Here is a 19,317-nt window from a genome sequence, read left to right on the forward strand (position 1 = left end):
AGGTCGTTGAGCTGCGCTAAACTGCGAGGCCGCACGGCGCGGGCATGTGGTCTCACGCCGCCGGTTTCCGAGAAGGGTCATTCATGCAAGAAGCGGTCAATGTGCTGTGCATCAAGTGGGGCAAGAAATACGGCCCCGACTACGTCAACAAACTGCACAACATGGTCGGGCGCCATTTGCACCGGCCGTTCCGTTTTGTCTGTCTGACCGACGACAGCGTCGGCATCGATCCGGCCATCGAAGTCAAGCCCATCCCCATGGTCGGCTTTGACGAATTCGACCAGCGCAAGCCTTGGACCTTCGGCCACGGCTGGCTCAAGCTCACCAGCTTTGCAGACCCGCTCTACGATCTGGGCGGACGCACCCTCTTTCTCGATCTGGACATCGTGATCGTCGACAGCCTGGATCCGTTCTTCGAGCGGGCCGGTGAGTTTGTGGTGATCAAAGAGTGGGACAAAAAGGATGAGACGGGCAATACCTCGTGCTACGTCTACACGATTGGCGCCCATGCCGACGCGCTCGAGCACCTGAAAAACGACTACCCCGCATCCGTCAGCGCGGTGCGCAACGAGCAGGAATTCATCACCCAGTTCCTGGCGCGCCAAGGCAAGCTCAGTTACTGGCCCGATGCCTGGTGCCGCAGCTTCAAGCGGCACTGCTTGCAGCGCGGCATCATGGGCTGGTTTAAACCTCCCACCATCCCCGAAGGCGCTCGCATCATCGCTTTCCATGGCAAGCCCAATCCGCCAGACGCCATTGCCGGCGTGAGCGGCAAGTGGTACCGGCGCGTCATGCCCACCCAGTGGGTCGCTGACCATTGGCGCTGAGCGCGCCTGGTTTGGAGTTGCAGGCTATCAGGCACGCAAAGCCGCGACTTTTCGCCCATGCCATCGGTGCAAATCTTCGCCATAGCTGGGCTTTGGCAGCGGTTTTCGCCTTGCCCTGAGCAAAAATCCGTCGATTTTATTTGTACCCTCAAGCATGCAACACCCCCTTGGCTGGACGCACCGTGGCTACCGAATACTGCTGCGGTGCCTGAGTCGACCAGCACTGGCCTGGCTCTGGTGGCGAGGCCGCAAAGACCCCGGCTACCGCGTGGGCCTGTCACAACGCCTGGGCCACATTGAGCCCAACCCTTCTTCCCAGCACGGCATTCTGATCCACGCCGCCTCTGTGGGAGAGGTCCAGGCTGCGGAAGCGCTCATCCGCGCATTGCAAACCGACTGGCCTGATCAAACGATCACCGTCACCACCCAGACGCCAACCGGCGCGCGCAAGCTCCGCGCGCTGTTTGGTGAATCGCTGCAGCACTTCTTCTTTCCGGTGGACACACCAGGCGCCACGGCGCGTTTCCTGAACCGCCTGCAGCCAAGCCTTGTGGTGCTGATCGAACGGGAGATCTGGCCCGAATGGATGCGGCAATGCCGGGAACGGGCCATTCCGGTGGCCCTGGTGAATGCGCGCCTGTCCGAGTCTTCTGCGGCCGGCTACCGCCGGTGGAGCGGTCTGATGCAACCCGTGTGGTCAGGCCTTGCCTTGGCCGCCGCTGCAGACGATGCCACTGCACAACGCCTGCAGGCCCTGGGCGTGCCGGCGGGTCGGCTGCTGGTCTCAGGCAACCTGAAATTCGATCAGCCCCTGCCCGACCCAACCACCCGGGGAGCCCCAAAGGCACAACCGCACCGCACCACTGTGGTGGCCGGCAGCACCCACGAGGGTGAAGACTCTGCGCTGCTCGACGCCTGGCCTGCCTTTTTGCGCCGGCATCCGGATGCGCTGCTGGTCCTGGTGCCACGCCACCCTGAGCGCTTTGAGTCCGTTGCCCACCAGATTGAGGCGCATGGCTTTGCCATGGCCAGACGCAGCCGGGGCGAGCAACCCGACAGCAGCACCAGCATCTGGCTGGGCGACACCATGGGCGAACTCGCAGGCTGGTATGGCATGGCCCACCTCTGCTTCATCGGCGGTACCCTGGTGCCGGTGGGCGGACACAACCCACTCGAAGCCATGGCGCTGGGCAAACCCGTGCTGTTTGGCCCCCACACCCACAACAACGAAGCGGTTTACGGCGCGGCCGAGCAGCTCGGCGTCGGGCTGCGCGTGGCATCTGCCGGCGAGCTGTTTCTAGCCGCCAGCCATTGGCTCGCAGAGCCCCATCGCCTGCAGCAGCTGGGCCAAGAAGCCCAAGCGTTTGTTCAGGGGCAGAGCGGCAGCAGCCAGACCACCGTGCGTGCCCTGCAAGCACTCTGGCACCCCTTGCAACCATCGATGCTGACCCCTGTCGTCGAAATCCGCAACGGGTCCACCACCGTCTGGCAAGACCCGCAATGGTTGTCGTCAGGCGACGACAACCATTTTGAGCCGCCGGTCACAGGGGCCACCGCGCTTGCCACCGGCAGCGGACGGGGACAAGCACAGCGCCTGCAGCTGCAAGGGCGCGACGTCGTGCTGAGGCATTACCGGCGCGGCGGCTTGATCGCCCGCTTCAACCCGGACCGCTACCGGCTGACCGCGGCACGAACCAGCCGCGCGATGCAGGAATTCGGCTTGCTGCGCTCCATGCGTGCGCAAGGGCTGCCGGTTCCCGCTCCGGTGTCCGCACGCCAGGTCGTTCGAGGCGGCCACTACACGGCCGACATCATCGTCGCCATGATCCCGGGGACCCGCAATGTGGTGCAGCGGCTGGTCAGCGGCGCGCTGACCGCTGAGGAATGGAGAGCCATTGGCCAGGCCATTCGCCAGCTGCACGACGCACAGATCTATCACTCCGACCTCAACGCCCACAACCTCCTGCTGGACGATGCAGGCAAGGCGTGGATCGTGGATTTCGACAAATGTAGGCCCCGTGGCGGCGAGGACTGGAAAGCGCTCAACCTTCAGCGCTTGCTGCGGTCGCTTCGCAAAGAGCTGTTGCGACATCCCAAGTTTCGGTGGGATCCTTCAGAATTCTCTGAGGTTCTGAAAGGGTACCGGTCCACCCAGATCAAGCCCTGAGTCGCAATTCAATTCACAGGTACTGATCCAGGCCAAGCGGCGAACGAACCCGCTTTTCGCTCTGTGTCTGAAGGCGGATCAATTGGTTCTTTTGCAACATGGCCGGCGTCACATACCCCCTGGCATGATCGAGGTGGACGCATACTGCCGAGTATCGAATGCGCTTTGGCTGGATACCAAAGTTGCACAGCCGATCTCCGAACTCGCAATCCTCACCACCATATTGCATACGCTCATCAAATCCATTGATGGCAAGCACATGCGCCTTGTGGCATGAGGCGTTGTGACCATTCCACGTCGGTTTTGCCGGGCTGATCAAATTCAGGAGATTGGCCCAGAACCCTTGCGCCATGAGTTTCCAGTTTTTGTGGGATTTTGGCACCCCGCGCTCCTCTAGCCATGCCGAGTCAAAAACGCGCTGCGACTGAACGTCTTCCTCGGTAATCGCCTCACTGACGCCCATCGGCAGCTTGAAATACCCACCCGACAAAAAGGAGTGAATGTTTGCGTGGCGCAAATGTTGCTCAATAAAATCTGCACGGGGAATGCAATCGCCATCTGTAAATATCAGATAATCGCCCGAGGAAGCCAAAATTGCCTTATTGAGGATTCTGCATTTCTGAAATCCATCATCTTCCTGCCAAACGTGACGAATCAGAATGGAAGAACTGGCTCTCACACGTTCAATCAGGTCAAGGGTCTCATGACTGGATCCATCATCAGCAATGACTATTTCAAAATTTGAGACCGTTTGATTTAGAAATCCCCACAAAACTTTCTCCAACCATTTGGGTGAGTTGTAGGTAGAAAAAATGACGGAAACTTTCATTTGGCAGAGGGTACCAAGCGCTCGTTCTGCGATTCCATCCTCCGCGCGGGGTCGCTCAGACTCAGGAGGAAAACGATCAGCAACGAAACCGTCAACATCACACTGTAATTGTTGGTCTGCGAGTTGGTATCAGTGAAGCTCATGACGATATGGGTGTAAGCAATACCACCCACTGAAAAAGCCGCCAGTGGAAACAATCGCCGCAGCTTCCATGCGAGCACGACAGCACCGACCATATAGCTGAGTGTACTCAACAATCCAAAAATTCCGTGATCGATCATCCCATTGACATATTCGCTATGCAAATGGGTTTGATCGAGAACAATGTGAGCATTGGCCTCTGCCCCCCAAGTTTGAATGAAGGCTATCCGCTGCTCTCGGCCAAATCCGATCCAAGGGCTCTCGGCGATCATGTTCTTGCTGCGTTGCCACATGTAAAGACGGGTACCAACAGAAGTGTCGATGGCGCTGGAGTCAACGGCTTCACGAGAGACCATCGCCTGCAGTTCAGAAACGCCCTGCGTCACCCGTTCGACAGGCACCTCAAGCACCTTGGGCAGAAAGATAGGAACGATTGCCAACATGCCAACCAGAACCAGTGCAGCGTATCTGCGCGATCGGGTGGCACCGATTGAACGCCACATACTGCCACCCAGCAAGACTACCCCACCAAAAAACACCCATGGCAAGGCCAGATAAGCCCCACGAGCACCAATCAGCAGAACTGCCAACACGTAAGCCACTGCGCCAACGCCGACCGCCCATTTTTGCCGCCCAGCAAGCAAATCGTCTTTGAGCATGGGCAATATTGCGCATGTCAGCATCACCAAACCACCCGACCAGTTGATGCGGTTGGAGGGCGTCTCAACATCATGATAAGCAAGTCTGTAGGCCACGATCAAAGCCACGCCGCTGGCAATTACAAGGGCAGAAATTAATTGTGATTTTTGCTCTGCGGAGATTCGAAAGCGGGCCAGTAAAGTTGGCATGGCAGCCGCGGCGAGCAGTATCCGAAAATCGAAATGCCGGGTCCACCACGGATCTCCCCAATACGTCATTCCAACAGCTTTGAATGCCATTGCGACAATACAAAAACGCAGCCACAGTTTGGACAAGGAAAGCAACGCAGCCTCATCCGTCCTCAGGGCGCTTGCTTTTGGAACAAAAAACAGACACCACACGGCGAAGCTCACCGTGAAAATCCAAATGGATCCTGCCACCTTGGTTGATCCCGGTGCAAAAGCCACAAGCGCCAGAAATAACGCCCAGATCCACCGCGGCGCGGTGCCAAGCGCCGCGGAATCGACTTGCTCACGCACCACAGGACGGCTCCACAGCAAAATCAAATCGCAGCACCGCACACCCATTCGGTGGGCATCGCGAAGGTAACGAATATTCAACGGGGCAATCAATCACACGGCTGGCTTGTCAGTGCACGCCAGCAGCGAGCACTGCGTCAGGCTTGCATTGTTTGAGCAGCGCCAACATAGTCTTTTCAATGCGAGTCAGCGCTTCTGGCGTTTGGCCTTCAAAGCGCAGCACCAGAACGGGTGTGGTGTTGGACGCACGGATGAGTCCAAAGCCATCGGGCCAGTCTACGCGAAGGCCGTCGATCGTGGACACGCTCGCAGGGGCTTCGAAACAGGCCCGGTCAACAATGGTCTTGACCAATGCATGAGGCTCACCTTCTGCGCAGGCCACGTTGAGCTCAGGTGTGCTGTAGCTGGTGGGCAAAGCGTCCAGAACGGCACTGGCGTCCACGCTGCGGCTCAGGATTTCCAGCATCCGGGCCCCTGCGTAGGTCCCGTCGTCAAAGCCAAACCAGCGCTCTTTGAAGAAGATATGGCCGCTCATCTCGCCCCCCAGCGGGCTGTCGAGCTCTTTCATGCGGGCCTTGATCAGGGAGTGACCGGTCTTGTAGATGTGCGCGACACCCCCGGCCGCCTCGATGGCCGGCGCCAGGCGTTGTGAGCACTTGACGTCGAAGACGATATCGCCTCCAGGCACACGGCTGAGCACATCCCGGGCAAAGAGGATCATCTGCCGGTCAGGGTAGATGTTGTTGCCCTGTTTGGTCACGATCCCCAGGCGATCGCCGTCGCCGTCAAATGCCAAACCCAGCTCGGCGTCGGTTTCCCGCAGGGTCCGAATCACATCGGCCAGATTTTCAGGTTTACTGGGGTCGGGATGGTGGTTGGGGAAATTGCCGTCCACCTCGCTGAAGAGCTCAATCACCTCGCAACCCAGGGCCCGAAAGATGGCGGGAGCCGAGGCACCAGCCACACCATTGCCGGAGTCGACGACGATCTTCATCGGGCGGCTCAGGCGAATATCGCCCACGATGCGCTCACGGTAGGCTGGGAGTACATCCACATGGCGCACGGTGCCACCGTCGGCGAACGGTGCCGTTTCCGCTTCCATGGTGTGTCGCAGCGCCTGGATATCGTCACCGTAGATGGCCCGCCCCGCAAGCACCATCTTGAAACCGTTGTAATCTTTGGGATTGTGGCTGCCTGTGACCTGGATGCCGCTGGTGCACAGTGTGTGCGCAGCAAAGTACAACATGGGGGTGGTTGACAAGCCGATATCGATCACTTCAACCCCCGCCGTCACCAGGCCGCGGATCAGGGCGGCCGCCAGCGTTGGGCCGCTGAGGCGGCCATCGCGGCCCACCGCCACCGAGCGTTCGCCCAGTGCCAACGCCCTGTGCCCAAAGGCCTGGCCCAGCGCCTCTGCAACCCCTTCGTCCAGGGTGTCGGGAACAATGCCCCTGATGTCGTATGCCTTGAAGATGGAAGCCGCGAGTCGCATGTTGTTGTGCACGGTTGACGTCAATCCCTCCATTGTAGGTGGCGGGACATCGGTTTCGATTTGGCACAGGTCCGAAAACGACCATATGAAAATCCGATGCCGGTCTAACATCCGACCATGCCCCGCTCAGAACCCACCATTGACGCCGACGCCTGCTACCGCGCTCTGTGCTCGCACGACGCCCGTTTTGACGGCCAGTTCTTCACCGCCGTCACGTCCACGGGCATTTATTGCCGCCCCGTGTGCCGGGTTCGCACACCACGCCGTGAAAATTGCCTGTTTTTCAGGCACGCGGCACAGGCCGAGCTGGCGGGCTTCCGCCCTTGCTTGCGGTGCCGTCCCGAGCTGGCACCGCTGGACCGGCATTGGTCTACCGAGGATGCGAGCCACATCCTGGTTCAACAAGCCACCCGCTGGCTGGACAATCCTCAGGAGTGGTTCAACCACGACGCCAACGGGCCCACGGCGTCCCGACTTGCGGCCTATCTGGGGGTCAGCGACCGGCACCTGCGCCGGGTTTTTGACGCTCATCTCGGTTTGTCGCCCCTACAATACCTGCTCACCCGCAAGCTGCTCGCCGCCAAACAGCTGCTGGCAGACACGCGGCTGCCCATTGCCGAGGTGGCGTTGGCCAGTGGTTTTGGCAGCCAGCGCCGCTTCAATGCAGCTTTTGTTGAACATTACGGCCTCAATCCCGGGCAGTTGCGCCGGCAACCCGAAGCCTTACAAAAGAAACGTGCCACGGCATCCAGGGCCATTTCTTTGGCCTGGCGCCCTCCACTAGACGCAGCAGCCTTGCTGGCCTTTTTTGCTCAACGGCAGATCAGCGGGGTCGAATGGGTGGACGCCGGCCCCGCCCTGACCTTGCGACGCACGCTGCAACTGCAGTCCCACGGCAGGTTGTGGAACGGCTGGCTGTCGATCGCCCTGGACACCGACGCGCACCGGGCCCAGCTGCATGTCAGCGAAAGCTTGATGGGCGTGCTCCCCTCGGTGATCTGGCGCGTGCGGGCCTTGCTCGACCTCGATGCCGACCCGGGCGCGATCAATGGCGCCTTGCATGCCCATTTCCCCCAAGGTGACGGCCTGCGTGTGCCTGGAGCCATCGATGGTTTCGAGCTAGCGGTGCGCGCCATTCTGGGGCAACAGATCACGGTCGCAGCTGCACGCACCCTGGCGCAAAGGCTCACCGAGCGCCTGGGCGAAGCAATCAACACCCCTTGGCCCGAGCTCAACCGTTTGTTCCCGACACCCGACATCATGGCCCTCACTCCCCCCAACGTGCTGGGCGAACTCGGTATCGTGCGCCAACGCCAGGTGGCCATCCAGGCCTTGGCACAGGCGGTGCTGGATGGTGTTGTCGACCTCACCCCTCACGCCGAACCCCAAGCGGCCATCGCAGCGCTCCAGGCCATACCCGGCATTGGGCCCTGGACGGCACAGTACATCGCCATGCGCGCCTTGCGCTGGCCAGACGCCTGGCTGGTGGGCGACGTGGCGTTGACCAAAGCACTGGGTCTGCCCGATCACCGTGGGCGGGAAGCCCAGCGCGAAGCCGAACAGCGCTCACAGAGCTGGCGCCCCTGGCGCAGCTACGCCGTCATCAGGGCCTGGGACCAACGATCCCCGCTCCCCGCCAAACTCGCCCACCCCATGGAGAACCTCACATGAAATGGCATTCCGACAATCGTTGGTCCACCATGGCCTCGCCTTTGGGGGAGATCCGCATCAGTGCAAGCAGGATCGGCCTGACCGCCATCTGGTTCCCCGATCAACGCCACCTGCCCGACCCGGCAGCGCTCCGCCACTGGCGCATAGACGATGCCCACCCGATGCTCAGTGAGGCCAAACGCCAGTTGTCAGCCTATTTTTCAGGCGAACGAATAACCTTCGATCTGCCCCTGGACCTGTCAACAGGCACCGTGTTTCAGCAATCGGTCTGGAACAGCCTGCTCACCATCCCCACCGGCTGCAGCCAGAGCTACCGCCAAGTCGCAATGCACATTGAGCGCCCCAAGGCGGTGCGGGCCGTGGGCGGTGCGGTCGGGCACAACCCCATCAGCATCGTGGTTCCTTGCCACCGAGTCCTCGGCACGGACGGTTCACTGACCGGCTACTCCGGCGGACTGGACCGCAAAACTGCATTGCTCAGGCTCGAAGGGCTTCTGCCCTGACCGCTCGCTGGCCCGTCCACCCTTGAAAGAGGCGCTGACATCAATGGGCTTCAAAAATGACATCAGTGCGCCCCGCCGGAACCGCGCCCAAACAGTCACACTGACACACTACGCCAAGACTGCCCAACATGTCCCCACCACTGATCGCTGAATTCTGTTTGCTGGCCGCGCTTTGGGGCGCTTCGTTTCTGTTCATGCACATGGGTGCCGCTGAGTTTGGCGCCATTCCCACGGCGGGCTTGCGCGTCGGACTTGCGGCGGTGTTCCTGCTACCGGTGTTTCTGGTCAAGGGCGTGTGGGCTGATTTCAAGCGCAGACCCCGGGAGATGCTCTTTGTGGGCGTGCTCAATTCGGCCCTGCCCTTTGCCCTGTTCACTTTCGCCGTGATGCACATCGCAACCGGTCTGACTGCGATCCTGAACGCCACGGTGCCCTTGTCGGGTGCGCTGGTGGCCTGGCTGTGGCTCAAAGACCGCCCGAATGGATCGCGCACCCTGGGTCTGTGCATCGGCTTCGCCGGGGTTGCCCTGCTGGTGCTCGGCAAGTCGGGCTTTACGACCGAAATAGCGAGGGCCACGCCTTCGAGCGGCATTACTTTGCTTGCCATGGGGGCCTGCTTGCTGGCGACACTGTGCTACGGCTTGGCTGCCAGCTACACCAAACGCTACCTGTCAGGCTCCCATCCGCTGGCCACCGCAGCCGGGAGCCAGATCGGCGCCAGCCTGTTGCTCATGCTGCCGACCCTGTGGCTGTGGCCAGAACAAGCCGTGAGCCGCAGCGCCTGGGCGGCGGTGGCCGCTGTGGCGCTGTTTTGCACCGCCATCGCCTACATCCTGTTTTTCCACATCATCGAGAAAGCTGGGCCGGCCAAAGCCCTGACCGTGACATTTCTGGTGCCGGTCTTTGCGCTGCTCTACGGCGTGCTGTTTCTCAATGAAGCCATCACGCCTTGGACCCTGGTGTGTGGCTGTGTAATTGTCTTGGGCACCTCGCTCTCAACCGGCTTCCTGCGTCTGCCTGTACGCTGGAAACCTGCCGCGTGATACGGCGGGAGCGGGTATCGCATACGGCGAGTCCCTGAAAGTTGAAGCTGGTGGTATTGACGGCTGGGGCGGTACGCCCCGGTTAACAAGCCCAAGCGAGGCAGCATCCGCCTGGATGGCAAATCGATGCGAGCGACCGCCAAAGAAAAAGCCGTCCAACTCAAACGAGCTGAACGGCTTTTCAAACGACTGGCGGAGTGGACGGGACTCGAACCCGCGACCCCCGGCGTGACAGGCCGGTATTCTAACCAACTGAACTACCACTCCGCAGTGGTGAAGCTTTTGCTTGATGCCTTACAGCTTCAAGCCAAGTGCCACAAACTTGGCGACCCTACGGGGATTCGAACCCCGGTACTCACCGTGAAAGGGTGATGTCCTAGGCCTCTAGACGATAGGGTCAAAACCTTGGAACTTACCGAATCTAGGATTCTAGCATCGCTTTCGCGCTGTTTCGAAACCCAGACTAAATTTTGGTGGAGGTAAGCGGGATCGAACCGCTGACCTCTTGCATGCCATGCAAGCGCTCTCCCAGCTGAGCTATACCCCCACAGGGTTTGCATCTTCTTTCTTCAAGTTTCGCAACTCTTAGAGTGAATCAGCAAGCCTCAAATTATAAGACATTATTCAACGGTTTTGCAGTCTGTCCAAAATAGTTTGTTTATTTTGCAGTTCCAGCACCGCGTCCAGCGAAGGGGTCTGTGCCGTGCCCATCACCAGCACCCGCACCGGCATGGCCAGCTGCGGCATCTTGATACCGTGTGCCGCAATGGTTTCCTTGATCGCCGCAGCGATACTGGCCTTGTCCCAGGCGATTGCGGCGAGCTTTTCGGCCAACGTGTCCAGCGCCGGACGAATGGCCTCGGTCACATGTTGTGCGCGCTCCGCCTCAGTGGGTACCACGTCCGCATAAAAGGCGGCAGCCCAGCCGGCCAGCGCCACGGTGGTGTCGCAACGGTCCTTGAACAAACCACAAATGCGCGGGAGGCGATCGTCTGCGGTGATGCCCTGCTTGCCCAGTTGCTCGGCCACCAGCAATGCCAGCGCGCTGTCGTCCATGGCTTTGAGGTGTTGCGCGTTGACCCAGCGCAGCTTGGCATCGTCAAACTGCGCTGCGCTGCGGCCCAGATGGTCCAGGTTGAACCACTCCAGAAACTGCTCACGGCTGAAAATCTCGTCGTCACCGTGACTCCAGCCCAGACGCGCCAGGTAGTTGACCATGGCGTCGGGCAGGTAGCCTTCGTCGCGGTACTGCGTCACGGGTTTGGCGCCATTGCGCTTGGACATCTTGGAAACGTGCTTCTCGCCCTGCTCGTCCACCGTTTCGGTCATCACGGTCGGCAGGTGGGCATACACCGGCGGCTCCTGGCCCAGAGCACGGAAGATGTTGATCTGGCGAGGCGTGTTGTTGACGTGGTCGTCGCCGCGCACCACATGGGTGATGGCCATGTCGATGTCGTCAACTACCACGCAGAAGTTGTAGGTGGGCGTGCCATCGGGGCGTGCGATCACCAGATCATCCAGCTCGTGATTGCTGATCTCGATGAGCCCTTTCACCTTGTCGTCCCAGGCCACCACCCCTTCCTGCGGGTTCTTGAAACGCAGCACAGGCTTCACGCCTTCGGGCACTGGCGGCAGCGTCTTGCCCGCTTCTGGCCGCCAGGTGCCGTCGTACCGGGGCTTCTCTTTGTTGGCCATCTGGCGCTCGCGCAACGCATCCAGCTCAACCATGCTCATGTAGCAGGGATACACATGACCCGCCGCCACCAGATCGGCCAGCACCACCTTGTAGCGGTCCATGCGCTGCATCTGATAGAACGGTCCTTCGTCGTGGTCCAGCCCCAGCCACTTCATGCCTTCGATGATCACATCCACGGCGGCCTGCGAGGAACGCTCAAGGTCGGTGTCTTCGATGCGCAGCACAAACACGCCGCCCGAAGCACGTGCAAAGGCCCAGGGATAGAGCGCTGAGCGGATGTTGCCCAGGTGGATGAAACCAGTGGGCGAAGGAGCGAAACGGGTGCGTACGGTGGTCATGATCAGAACGAAGTGAGGCCGCGGTCGAGGTCGGCGGTGATGTCTTGCAAATGCTCCAGGCCCACCGCCACGCGGATCAGGCCCTGGGTCACACCAGCAGCGCTGCGTTGCTCGGATGTGAGCCGGCCGTGTGAGGTGCTGGCCGGGTGGGCCACCAGCGTTTTGGTGTCGCCCAGGTTGGTGGACAACGACAGCACGCGCATGCTGTCGAGCACGTGGAAGGCACGCTGGCGCGCCTGCTCGTCACCTTGCGCCTGGACTTCAAACGACAACACCGCACCGCCCACGCCCGACTGCTGGGCCATGGCCAGCGCATGTTGCGGATGGCTGGCGAGTCCCGGGTAAAACACCCGTGCCACCGAGGGGTGGCTCTCCAGCCAATGCGCCAGGGCGAGTGCCCGCGCCGACTGCGCCTGCATGCGGATGTCCAGCGTTTCCAGGCCCTTGAGACACACCCAGGCGTTGAATGGCGCCAGGGTCATGCCCGCGCTTTTGAGGACAGGCAGGAAACTCTTGGTCACCAGCTCTTCGCTGGCGCACAGCGCCCCCGCCATCACACGGCCCTGGCCGTCGAGGTATTTGGTGCCCGAATGCATCACGATATCGGCGCCGAGCGCCATCGGGCGCTGCAGCGCTGGCGTGGCAAAGCAATTGTCCACGCACAGCAGCGCGCCCGCGTTGTGGGCGATATCGGCCAAGGCCCGGATGTCACACACTTCGGTGAGCGGATTCGTGGGTGTTTCGGCGAACAGCAACTTGGTGTTGGGCTTGATGGCCGCCTGCCAGGCGGCCGCATCGGCCTGGGGCAGGAAACTGCTCTCGACGCCAAACTTGGCGAGGTCGGAGCCGATCAGCTTGATCGTTGAGCCAAACATCGAGCGCGAGCACAGCACATGGTCACCCGCCTTGAGCAAGCCCATGCACATCATCAAGATGGCCGACATGCCAGAGGCGGTAGAGATGCAGGCCTCAGCCCCTTCCAGCGCAGCCAGTCGCTGCTCGAAACTGGCCACCGTTGGATTGCCATAGCGGCCATAGGTGAAGCCGTCTTCCTCCCCCGCAAAACGCCTCGCGGCGGCCTCGGCCGAAGGCTGAACATAGCCACTGGTCAGGAAAAGGGCTTCGGAATTTTCACCGTAAGCGGTGCGCTCGACCGCCGCGCGAACGGCCAGGGTGTCGCGGTGCAAGTCAGCGTATTCGGGTGGCAAAGATGGCATGTGCTCGGCAACCCAGATCAAGCGTTGAGAGAGTTCGGCAAGGCCAGGCGAGAGGTGTCTTCTTCACCCTCTTCCACCTGATCACGGCCCTGATTGAGGCGGAGAATGTCTTCGGCCGTGATATCACCGGTGACATAAACACCATCGAAGCACGACGCGTCAAAACCATCCAACTTCGGGTTGAGCGCCCCGATCACGTTCTTCATGGCGTCAACGTCCTGGTAAATCAAGGCGTCGCAGCCGATGCTCTCGCGGATCTCGTCGAGTGTGCGGTCGTGTGCGATCAGCTCTTGCGGTGTGGGCATGTCGATGCCGTAAACGTTGGGAAATCGCACCGGTGGGGCCGCGCTGGCAAGGTACACCTTGCGGGCGCCCGCGTCACGCGCCATCTGCACGATTTCCCGGCTCGTCGTGCCCCGCACGATGGAATCGTCCACCAGCAAAACGTTGCGGCCCTTGAATTCGCTGGCCACCACGTTGAGCTTCTGGCGCACCGATTTCTTGCGCACACCCTGACCCGGCATGATGAAGGTCCGTCCCACGTAGCGGTTTTTCACAAAACCTTCGCGGTAGGGCAAACCAAGAATCTGCGCCAGCTCCATGGCGCTCGGACGCGACGATTCCGGGATCGGAATCACCACGTCGATCTGATTGGGCGGCACGGTCGAGATCACGCGCTTGGCCAGTGTCTTGCCCAGATTGAGTCGGGCCTGGTACACCGAAATGCCGTCCATGACGGAGTCGGGGCGGGCCAGATAAACGTACTCAAAAATGCAGGGCTTGTGGCGGGTGGTCTCGGCGCATTGCTGAAACTGCATTTCGCCTTGCTCACTGATGAACACCGCCTCGCCCGGGGCCACATCGCGCAACAAATCAAAGCCATTGCCATCCAGGGTGACCGACTCGCTGGCCACCATCACACCCCCATCGCCGGATTTGCCCACACACAGAGGCCGAATGCCAAACGGGTCGCGAAATGCCAGCAGGCCATGGCCGGCGATCAAGGCGATCACGGCGTATGAGCCCTTGATGCGCTTGTGCACATTTTTCACCGCCGCGAAGACTTCGGCGGGCTTCAGCGTGATGCCACGCGAAATCTTCTCCAGCTCGTGCGCCAGAACGTTGAGCAACACCTCGGAATCGCTGTCGGTGTTGATGTGGCGGTGGTCGGTCAGAAACAGCTCTTGCTTCAGTTCCTGGGCATTGGTCAGGTTGCCGTTGTGCACCAGCACGATGCCAAACGGGGCATTGACGTAGAACGGCTGCGCCTCTTCTTCGCTGTACGCATTGCCCGCTGTGGGGTAACGCACCTGCCCCAGGCCTGCATTGCCCGGCAGTGCCCGCATGTTGCGGGTGCGAAACACATCTCGCACCATGCCTTTGGCCTTGTGCATGTAGAACTTGCGGTCTTGCTCGGTCACGATGCCGGCGGCGTCTTGCCCCCGGTGCTGCAACAGCAACAACGCGTCATAGATCAATTGATTGACCGGTGCCTGGCTCACCACGCCCACGATTCCACACATGTTGAGGTCCTTACGGATTAAAAAACGAAGATTCTTCGACTCAAGGCAGGTACTGGCCAATCGCCAAGGGCAACACCGGCTTGATGGCGCTCAGGCCTTGCGCGAGGCCCGCTGCAACAGGCGAGCCCACCCAAGCCGGATCGGTGCGAACGGGCGTCATGCTGACGACCGTGGCAACCGCCAGCAAAATCAGCACCCCCCGGGCGATTCCAAACACGGCGCCCAGCAGCCGGTCAACCGGGCGCAACCCCACCGAGGCCACCAGCTTTTTCACCAGCCACGACACCAAGCCTGCGGCAAACGCAACGCCCACAAATACCAAGGCAAACCCCGCAGCAAGTCGCAGCGCAGGGGCAAATTCATCCATGGGCAAAAGCTCGGCCACGGGGCTGGCATAGCGCTGGGCCGCGATAAAGGCCACCACCCATCCAGCCACCGATAACACTTCATACACCAGGCCACGCCACAACCCGAGCAGGATGGATAGAACCAACACCGCCACCAAGGCAATATCGACCCAATTCATGCCCACCATCCCGCGAGAACCCACCGACAACCCATCACAGCGACAGTATCCGGGCGGGCAAGCCCAAAGCCTTCACCTTGGCAGCGGCCCTGTCGGCCTCTGAGCGCGTGGAAAACGGCCCCACGCGCACGCGAATGAGCTTGCCGGCCGAGGTTTCAGCCACATGGGTGTAGGTCTTGAATCCGGCGCGCTCAAGCTTGAGGCGCGTGGCACGGGCGCTTTGGGCTTCCGCAAAAGCCCCCACCTGCACCACCAGTCGCTCCGCGCCTGCTGGTGCCTTGCTTTCCAGCAAGGACTTCGCCCGGGCGGACTCCGCCGCTGCGGCCTTGCTGGCGACAACTTTATCCTTGGCCTCTTTTTCTTTGGCAGCCACACGGGCTGCGTCTTTGGCGGCATTCTGCGCACTGTCGTCCTTCGCAGCAGCTGTTGTTGTGGCTGCGGGCGTCACATTGTCTGACTTGGGCGCAGCTTTGGCGTCTGTATCGGCTGAGGGCTTGCCCGCGGGCTCCATCACCTCTTCCCGGGCGCCCAGGCTTTCAGCAGCGGTCACGGTTGCCGAAGTGGCTGGCGCTACTCCACCCGCCTTCGAAGGCTCGGTTGAGGCGCTTTCCGAGGTGACCTCACCGGACGAAGCTGCCGCAGGCTCGCGCGGCTCGGTCAACGCTGGCGTCGTGCCACGGGCGGGAATTTCAATGGGTATGTCGCCTGCCACCGGTCTGGGCTCAGTGTCAAACAACATCGGAAACCCCAGCACACCCAGCAAAACCAGCACCGCAGCGCCGATCAGACGGTGCCGGGCGCGCCGCCTCACCACCTCAATGGATTGAGACGCGGGCGGTGCGGAGGAACTGCCTGAGGAGCCTGAACGGGATGTGATCATGCGAGGTTGAACCTGGTCGCCTACGGGGCCGGCGAATGTGCGCTACACGCCCATGGACAAAGGCGCGGGCAAGATCGTCAAACTGAGACGTGTTTTGCCGACAGACGGGGCACACCATCCTGCAAAACGCCACCCACGGTGTGGAACGAGCCAAAGACGACGATTCTATCAGCGGGGTCGGCAGCGGCCACCGCAGCCCTCAAGGCGTCCATGGGCGAACCGTAGCACCCGGCCACCCGCGAAACCCCTTGGGGCGCCGTGGCTGGATGCGCATCCAGCTGGGCCGCCAGCGCTTCGGCAGTGCTGGCCCGCTCCAGCGGCAAATTGGTCACATACCAACGGTCGATCAAAGGCGCAATGCGTTCCAGCATCAAAGGCAGGTCTTTGTCTGCCATGACGCCGAACACAGCATGTGTGGTCGGAAAAAAACCCATGGCATCGAGGTTTTCGGTCAGCGCGGCCACCGAATGCGGGTTGTGCGCCACATCGAGCACCAGCGAGGGAGCGCCCGGCACCATCTGGAAGCGTCCGGGCAATGCGACCATGGCGAGACCGTTGCGCACCGCTTGCGCCGTTACCGGCAAGCGCGGGCGCAAGGCCTCCAGGGCGCCCAGCACACCCGACGCGTTCACCAGCTGGTTCGCCCCCCGCAAAGCGGGGTAAGCCAGACCCGCATAGCGGCGCCCACCATGTGACGGGTGCATCGCCCAGCCCCACTGCTGCTGGTCGCCGGCGAAATGAAAGTCTTTGCCCAGGCGCCACAGGTTTGCACCCACTTCCATGGCGCGGTCCAGCACACTTTGCGGCGGCACTGGATCGCTCACGATCACTGGCCGTCCGGTGCGCATGATGCCGGCCTTTTCATAGCCAATGGATTCACGATCAAGCCCCAGCAAGGCCGTGTGGTCGAGCGCGATGCTGGTGATCACGGCGCAATCGGTGTCGATGATGTTCACCGCATCCAGGCGCCCACCCAGACCCACTTCCAGAATCGCTACATCGAGCTGGCTCTGAGACAACACACGCAGGATGGCGAGGGTGGTGAACTCAAAGTACGTGAGGCTGATTTCGGCCCCATCATCAGCGCCTGACGCGCCCCGCCCCAGCCGCGCGGCCTCCACTTCGGCGAAGGCTGGCAACAGGGACTCGCCCGCCACCATCTCGCCCGCGACGCGGCAGCGCTCTTCAAAAAGCACCAGATGCGGCGAGGTGTAGACACCCGTGCGGAAGCCCGCCTCGCCGTACACGGCCTCCAGCATGGCGCAAGTGGAGCCCTTGCCATTGGTCCCCGCCACTGTGATCACAGGGCAATTCATCACCAAGTGCATGCGCTGCGCCACGCGGTGCACGCGGTCCAGCCCCATGTCGATGGTCATGGGGTGCAGGCGCTCGCAGTGGGCGAGCCAGTCGGAGAGTGTGGAAGGTGTCATGGCGGGGAACATTGTCGCCGAAGGGTCGGACACCCACAGGGGCAAGTCCTTTTTAAACCCCGCCTGACCACGGCTCGCTGCGATCCAGCGCCACGTGAACCCAGACGGTCAGGCGGCAAACCGGTCGGTGGCCTCCAGCAGGTGCGTCAGAATTCCCGGCTCATTGAACGCATGGCCTGCATCGCCCACCAGATGAAACGCCGCCTGTGGCCAGGCCTTGTGCAGTGCCCAGGCCGTTTTGGCGGGGGTGCAGACGTCGTAACGCCCTTGGACGATCACGCCTGGAATACCCGCCAGCTTGACCGCATCGCGCAGCAATTGACCTTCGTCCATCCAGCCTTCGTGCACAAAATAGTGGTTTTCGATGCGGGCAAAGGCCAAGGCAAAAGCATCGCCAGCATGTTTTGCCGAGTTGGCCGCGTCGGGCAGCAATCGAATGGTTTGGCCTTCCCACAGGCTCCAGGCGCGTGCGCAGGCCAATTGTTCGGCGCGGTCTTCGCCCACCAGGCGTTGGCGGTAAGCCGCGATGAGATCACCCCGCTCAGCCTCGGGGATCGGTGCAACAAAACCTTCCCACAAATCAGGGAACAGCCATGACGCGCCTTCTTGGTAATACCAGCGGAGTTCCTCGCGGCGCAGGGTGAAAATACCGCGCACGATCAGAGCCGATACCCGTTCGGTGTGGGTTTGCGCGTAAGCGAGCGCCAACGTGCTGCCCCAGGAACCACCAAACACCAGCCATTGCTCCACGCCCAGCATCAACCGCAAGCGCTCGATATCGGCCACCAGATGCCAGGTGGTGTTGTTCTCCAGGGCGGCTGCGGGTCGGGAACGGCCACAGCCCCGCTGGTCGAACAGCAAGACGCAGTATCGCTCGGGATCGAACAGGCGCCGGTGTTCCGGCGAACACCCCGACCCAGGCCCACCGTGCAAAAAAACCGCGGGCTTGCCAGCAGGATTACCGCTCAGCTCCCAGTACACCTGATGGCCATCGCCGGTGTCGAGCAGACCGCTCTTAAAAGGCTCAATCGGGGGGTATAACTCACGCAAACTCATACTCGGAATCCATTGAAGTGGGCGGGCAACATGCCAGAATCTGCCCATGACCACACTCTACGGCATCCCCAACTGCGACACCGTCAAAAAGGCCCGCGCCTGGCTCAGCGAGCACGGCGTTGATTACACGTTTCACGACTTCAAAAAACAAGGTGTGCCCGCCGCCGAGCTGGTCCACTGGCTCGAAACGGTGGAATGGGAAACGCTGGTCAACCGCAAGGGCACGACCTGGCGCAAGCTGGAAGAGGCCGAGCGCACCGCTGTCATGGATGCGGGCAGCGCCCAAGTGCTCATGCTGGCCCAGGCCAGCGTGATCAAGCGCCCGGTGGTGCAATGGGATGATGGGGTTGTGACAGTGGGCTTTGATGTGAAGGCCTGGGGCGCCCGCCTTTAGCCTTTAGGCAACTCCGGGCAGCTCTCGATCGGCTCAGGCACTGAAGCACCCTAAAATGCTGGATTGACTGCCCTCTCCAGCCCATTACATGACCACTACCCACCTTGACGGCGTGTCCGTCTCGACGCAAGCGAGCGTCTACTTTGACGGCAAGTGCGTCAGCCACAGCCTCACCCTGCCCGACGGCACGAAAAAATCAGTAGGCGTGGTTTTGCCTGCGGTGCTCACGTTCGGTACGGCTGCGCCCGAAATCATGGAATGTGTGGGGGGCGGCTGTGAAGTCAAGCTGGCCGGCACCGAGGCCTGGGTTTCAGTGGGACCCGGCGAGCGCTTCAGCGTGGTCGGCAACTCCAGCTTTGACATCCGCGTGACCGACGCCTTCCATTACATCTGCCACTACGGGTAA

General features: G+C 61.3%; 17 protein-coding genes and 3 tRNA genes. 7 read left to right on the forward strand and 13 right to left on the reverse strand.

What is annotated here, in order from left to right:
- Nucleotides 1-83: 83 nt before the first annotated feature.
- A complete protein-coding gene (locus tag E5678_RS10380) occupies nucleotides 84-827 on the forward strand; it encodes a glycosyltransferase (protein WP_210732023.1) in 744 nt (247 codons plus the stop codon).
- Nucleotides 828-981: 154 nt separating this feature from the next.
- Nucleotides 982-2,994: a 3-deoxy-D-manno-octulosonic acid kinase gene (locus E5678_RS10385; RefSeq protein WP_136178457.1), complete on the forward strand. Its 2,013-nt coding sequence runs from the start codon at nucleotides 982-984 to the stop codon at nucleotides 2,992-2,994.
- A gap of 13 nt (nucleotides 2,995-3,007) precedes the next feature.
- On the opposite strand, the gene E5678_RS10390 is transcribed toward E5678_RS10385, so the two are convergent.
- Genes E5678_RS10390 through E5678_RS10400 form a run of 3 tightly spaced genes read right to left on the reverse strand, consistent with a single transcriptional unit; the run spans nucleotide 3,008 to nucleotide 6,634 of the window.
- Nucleotides 3,008-3,823: a glycosyltransferase family 2 protein gene (locus E5678_RS10390; protein WP_136178458.1), complete on the reverse strand. Its 816-nt coding sequence runs from the start codon at nucleotides 3,821-3,823 to the stop codon at nucleotides 3,008-3,010.
- Entirely contained in the window at nucleotides 3,820-5,223 is a 1,404-nt protein-coding gene (locus tag E5678_RS10395; protein ID WP_136178459.1) for an O-antigen ligase family protein, read from the reverse strand. The genes E5678_RS10390 and E5678_RS10395 overlap by 4 nt, the downstream gene beginning before the upstream one ends.
- 28 nt (nucleotides 5,224-5,251) lie before the next feature.
- Entirely contained in the window at nucleotides 5,252-6,634 is a 1,383-nt protein-coding gene (locus E5678_RS10400) for a phosphomannomutase/phosphoglucomutase (RefSeq protein ID WP_136178460.1), read from the reverse strand.
- Between the two features lie 117 nt (nucleotides 6,635-6,751).
- Between E5678_RS10400 and E5678_RS10405 the strand changes: the two genes are divergently transcribed.
- The 3 genes from E5678_RS10405 to E5678_RS10415 all read left to right on the forward strand — a co-directional run bounded on the left by E5678_RS10405 (nucleotide 6,752) and on the right by E5678_RS10415 (nucleotide 9,851).
- Nucleotides 6,752-8,305: an AlkA N-terminal domain-containing protein gene (locus E5678_RS10405; protein WP_136178461.1), complete on the forward strand. Its 1,554-nt coding sequence runs from the start codon at nucleotides 6,752-6,754 to the stop codon at nucleotides 8,303-8,305.
- On the forward strand, nucleotides 8,302-8,808 hold the full coding sequence (locus tag E5678_RS10410) for a methylated-DNA--[protein]-cysteine S-methyltransferase (protein ID WP_136178462.1): 507 nt from the start codon (nucleotides 8,302-8,304) through the stop codon (nucleotides 8,806-8,808). Before E5678_RS10405 ends, E5678_RS10410 begins: the two co-directional genes overlap by 4 nt.
- A gap of 128 nt (nucleotides 8,809-8,936) precedes the next feature.
- On the forward strand, nucleotides 8,937-9,851 hold the full coding sequence (locus E5678_RS10415; protein ID WP_136178463.1) for a DMT family transporter: 915 nt from the start codon (nucleotides 8,937-8,939) through the stop codon (nucleotides 9,849-9,851).
- Between the two features lie 190 nt (nucleotides 9,852-10,041).
- On the opposite strand, the gene E5678_RS10420 is transcribed toward E5678_RS10415, so the two are convergent.
- The 10 genes from E5678_RS10420 to pip all read right to left on the reverse strand — a co-directional run bounded on the left by E5678_RS10420 (nucleotide 10,042) and on the right by pip (nucleotide 18,517).
- Nucleotides 10,042-10,118 (reverse strand) — tRNA-Asp (locus tag E5678_RS10420).
- A gap of 56 nt (nucleotides 10,119-10,174) precedes the next feature.
- Nucleotides 10,175-10,250: transfer RNA gene (locus E5678_RS10425), tRNA-Glu, on the reverse strand.
- 72 nt (nucleotides 10,251-10,322) lie between these two features.
- Nucleotides 10,323-10,398 (reverse strand) — tRNA-Ala (locus tag E5678_RS10430).
- A gap of 77 nt (nucleotides 10,399-10,475) precedes the next feature.
- On the reverse strand, nucleotides 10,476-11,885 hold the full coding sequence (gene gltX / locus E5678_RS10435) for a glutamate--tRNA ligase (protein WP_136178464.1): 1,410 nt from the start codon (nucleotides 11,883-11,885) through the stop codon (nucleotides 10,476-10,478).
- A 2-nt stretch (nucleotides 11,886-11,887) separates the two neighbouring features.
- Nucleotides 11,888-13,102, reverse strand: coding sequence for an O-succinylhomoserine sulfhydrylase (locus E5678_RS10440; protein ID WP_136178465.1), 1,215 nt, complete (start codon nucleotides 13,100-13,102; stop codon nucleotides 11,888-11,890).
- Between the two features lie 17 nt (nucleotides 13,103-13,119).
- Nucleotides 13,120-14,625, reverse strand: a complete 1,506-nt coding sequence (gene purF, locus E5678_RS10445) for an amidophosphoribosyltransferase (protein ID WP_136178466.1) — start codon at nucleotides 14,623-14,625, stop codon at nucleotides 13,120-13,122.
- 40 nt (nucleotides 14,626-14,665) lie between these two features.
- Complete coding sequence (locus E5678_RS10450) at nucleotides 14,666-15,160, reverse strand: CvpA family protein (protein ID WP_136178467.1); 495 nt, start codon at nucleotides 15,158-15,160, stop codon at nucleotides 14,666-14,668.
- Nucleotides 15,161-15,185: 25 nt separating this feature from the next.
- Complete coding sequence (locus E5678_RS10455; RefSeq protein WP_136178468.1) at nucleotides 15,186-16,031, reverse strand: SPOR domain-containing protein; 846 nt, start codon at nucleotides 16,029-16,031, stop codon at nucleotides 15,186-15,188.
- A 77-nt stretch (nucleotides 16,032-16,108) separates the two neighbouring features.
- Nucleotides 16,109-17,461 carry a bifunctional tetrahydrofolate synthase/dihydrofolate synthase gene (gene folC, locus E5678_RS10460; RefSeq protein ID WP_136178469.1) on the reverse strand — a complete coding sequence of 451 codons (1,353 nt, stop codon included), beginning with the start codon at nucleotides 17,459-17,461 and terminating at the stop codon, nucleotides 16,109-16,111.
- Between the two features lie 108 nt (nucleotides 17,462-17,569).
- A complete protein-coding gene (gene pip, locus E5678_RS10465) occupies nucleotides 17,570-18,517 on the reverse strand; it encodes a prolyl aminopeptidase (protein ID WP_136178470.1) in 948 nt (315 codons plus the stop codon).
- A gap of 46 nt (nucleotides 18,518-18,563) precedes the next feature.
- Here pip and E5678_RS10470 point away from each other — a divergent pair, with 46 nt between their 5' ends.
- Nucleotides 18,564-18,911, forward strand: a complete 348-nt coding sequence (locus E5678_RS10470) for an ArsC family reductase (RefSeq protein ID WP_136178471.1) — start codon at nucleotides 18,564-18,566, stop codon at nucleotides 18,909-18,911.
- An 88-nt stretch (nucleotides 18,912-18,999) separates the two neighbouring features.
- Entirely contained in the window at nucleotides 19,000-19,317 is a 318-nt protein-coding gene (locus tag E5678_RS10475; protein ID WP_136178472.1) for a pyrimidine/purine nucleoside phosphorylase, read from the forward strand.

This window comes from Hydrogenophaga sp. PAMC20947, assembly GCF_004795855.1.
Taxonomy (GTDB): Bacteria; Pseudomonadota; Gammaproteobacteria; order Burkholderiales; family Burkholderiaceae_C; genus Hydrogenophaga.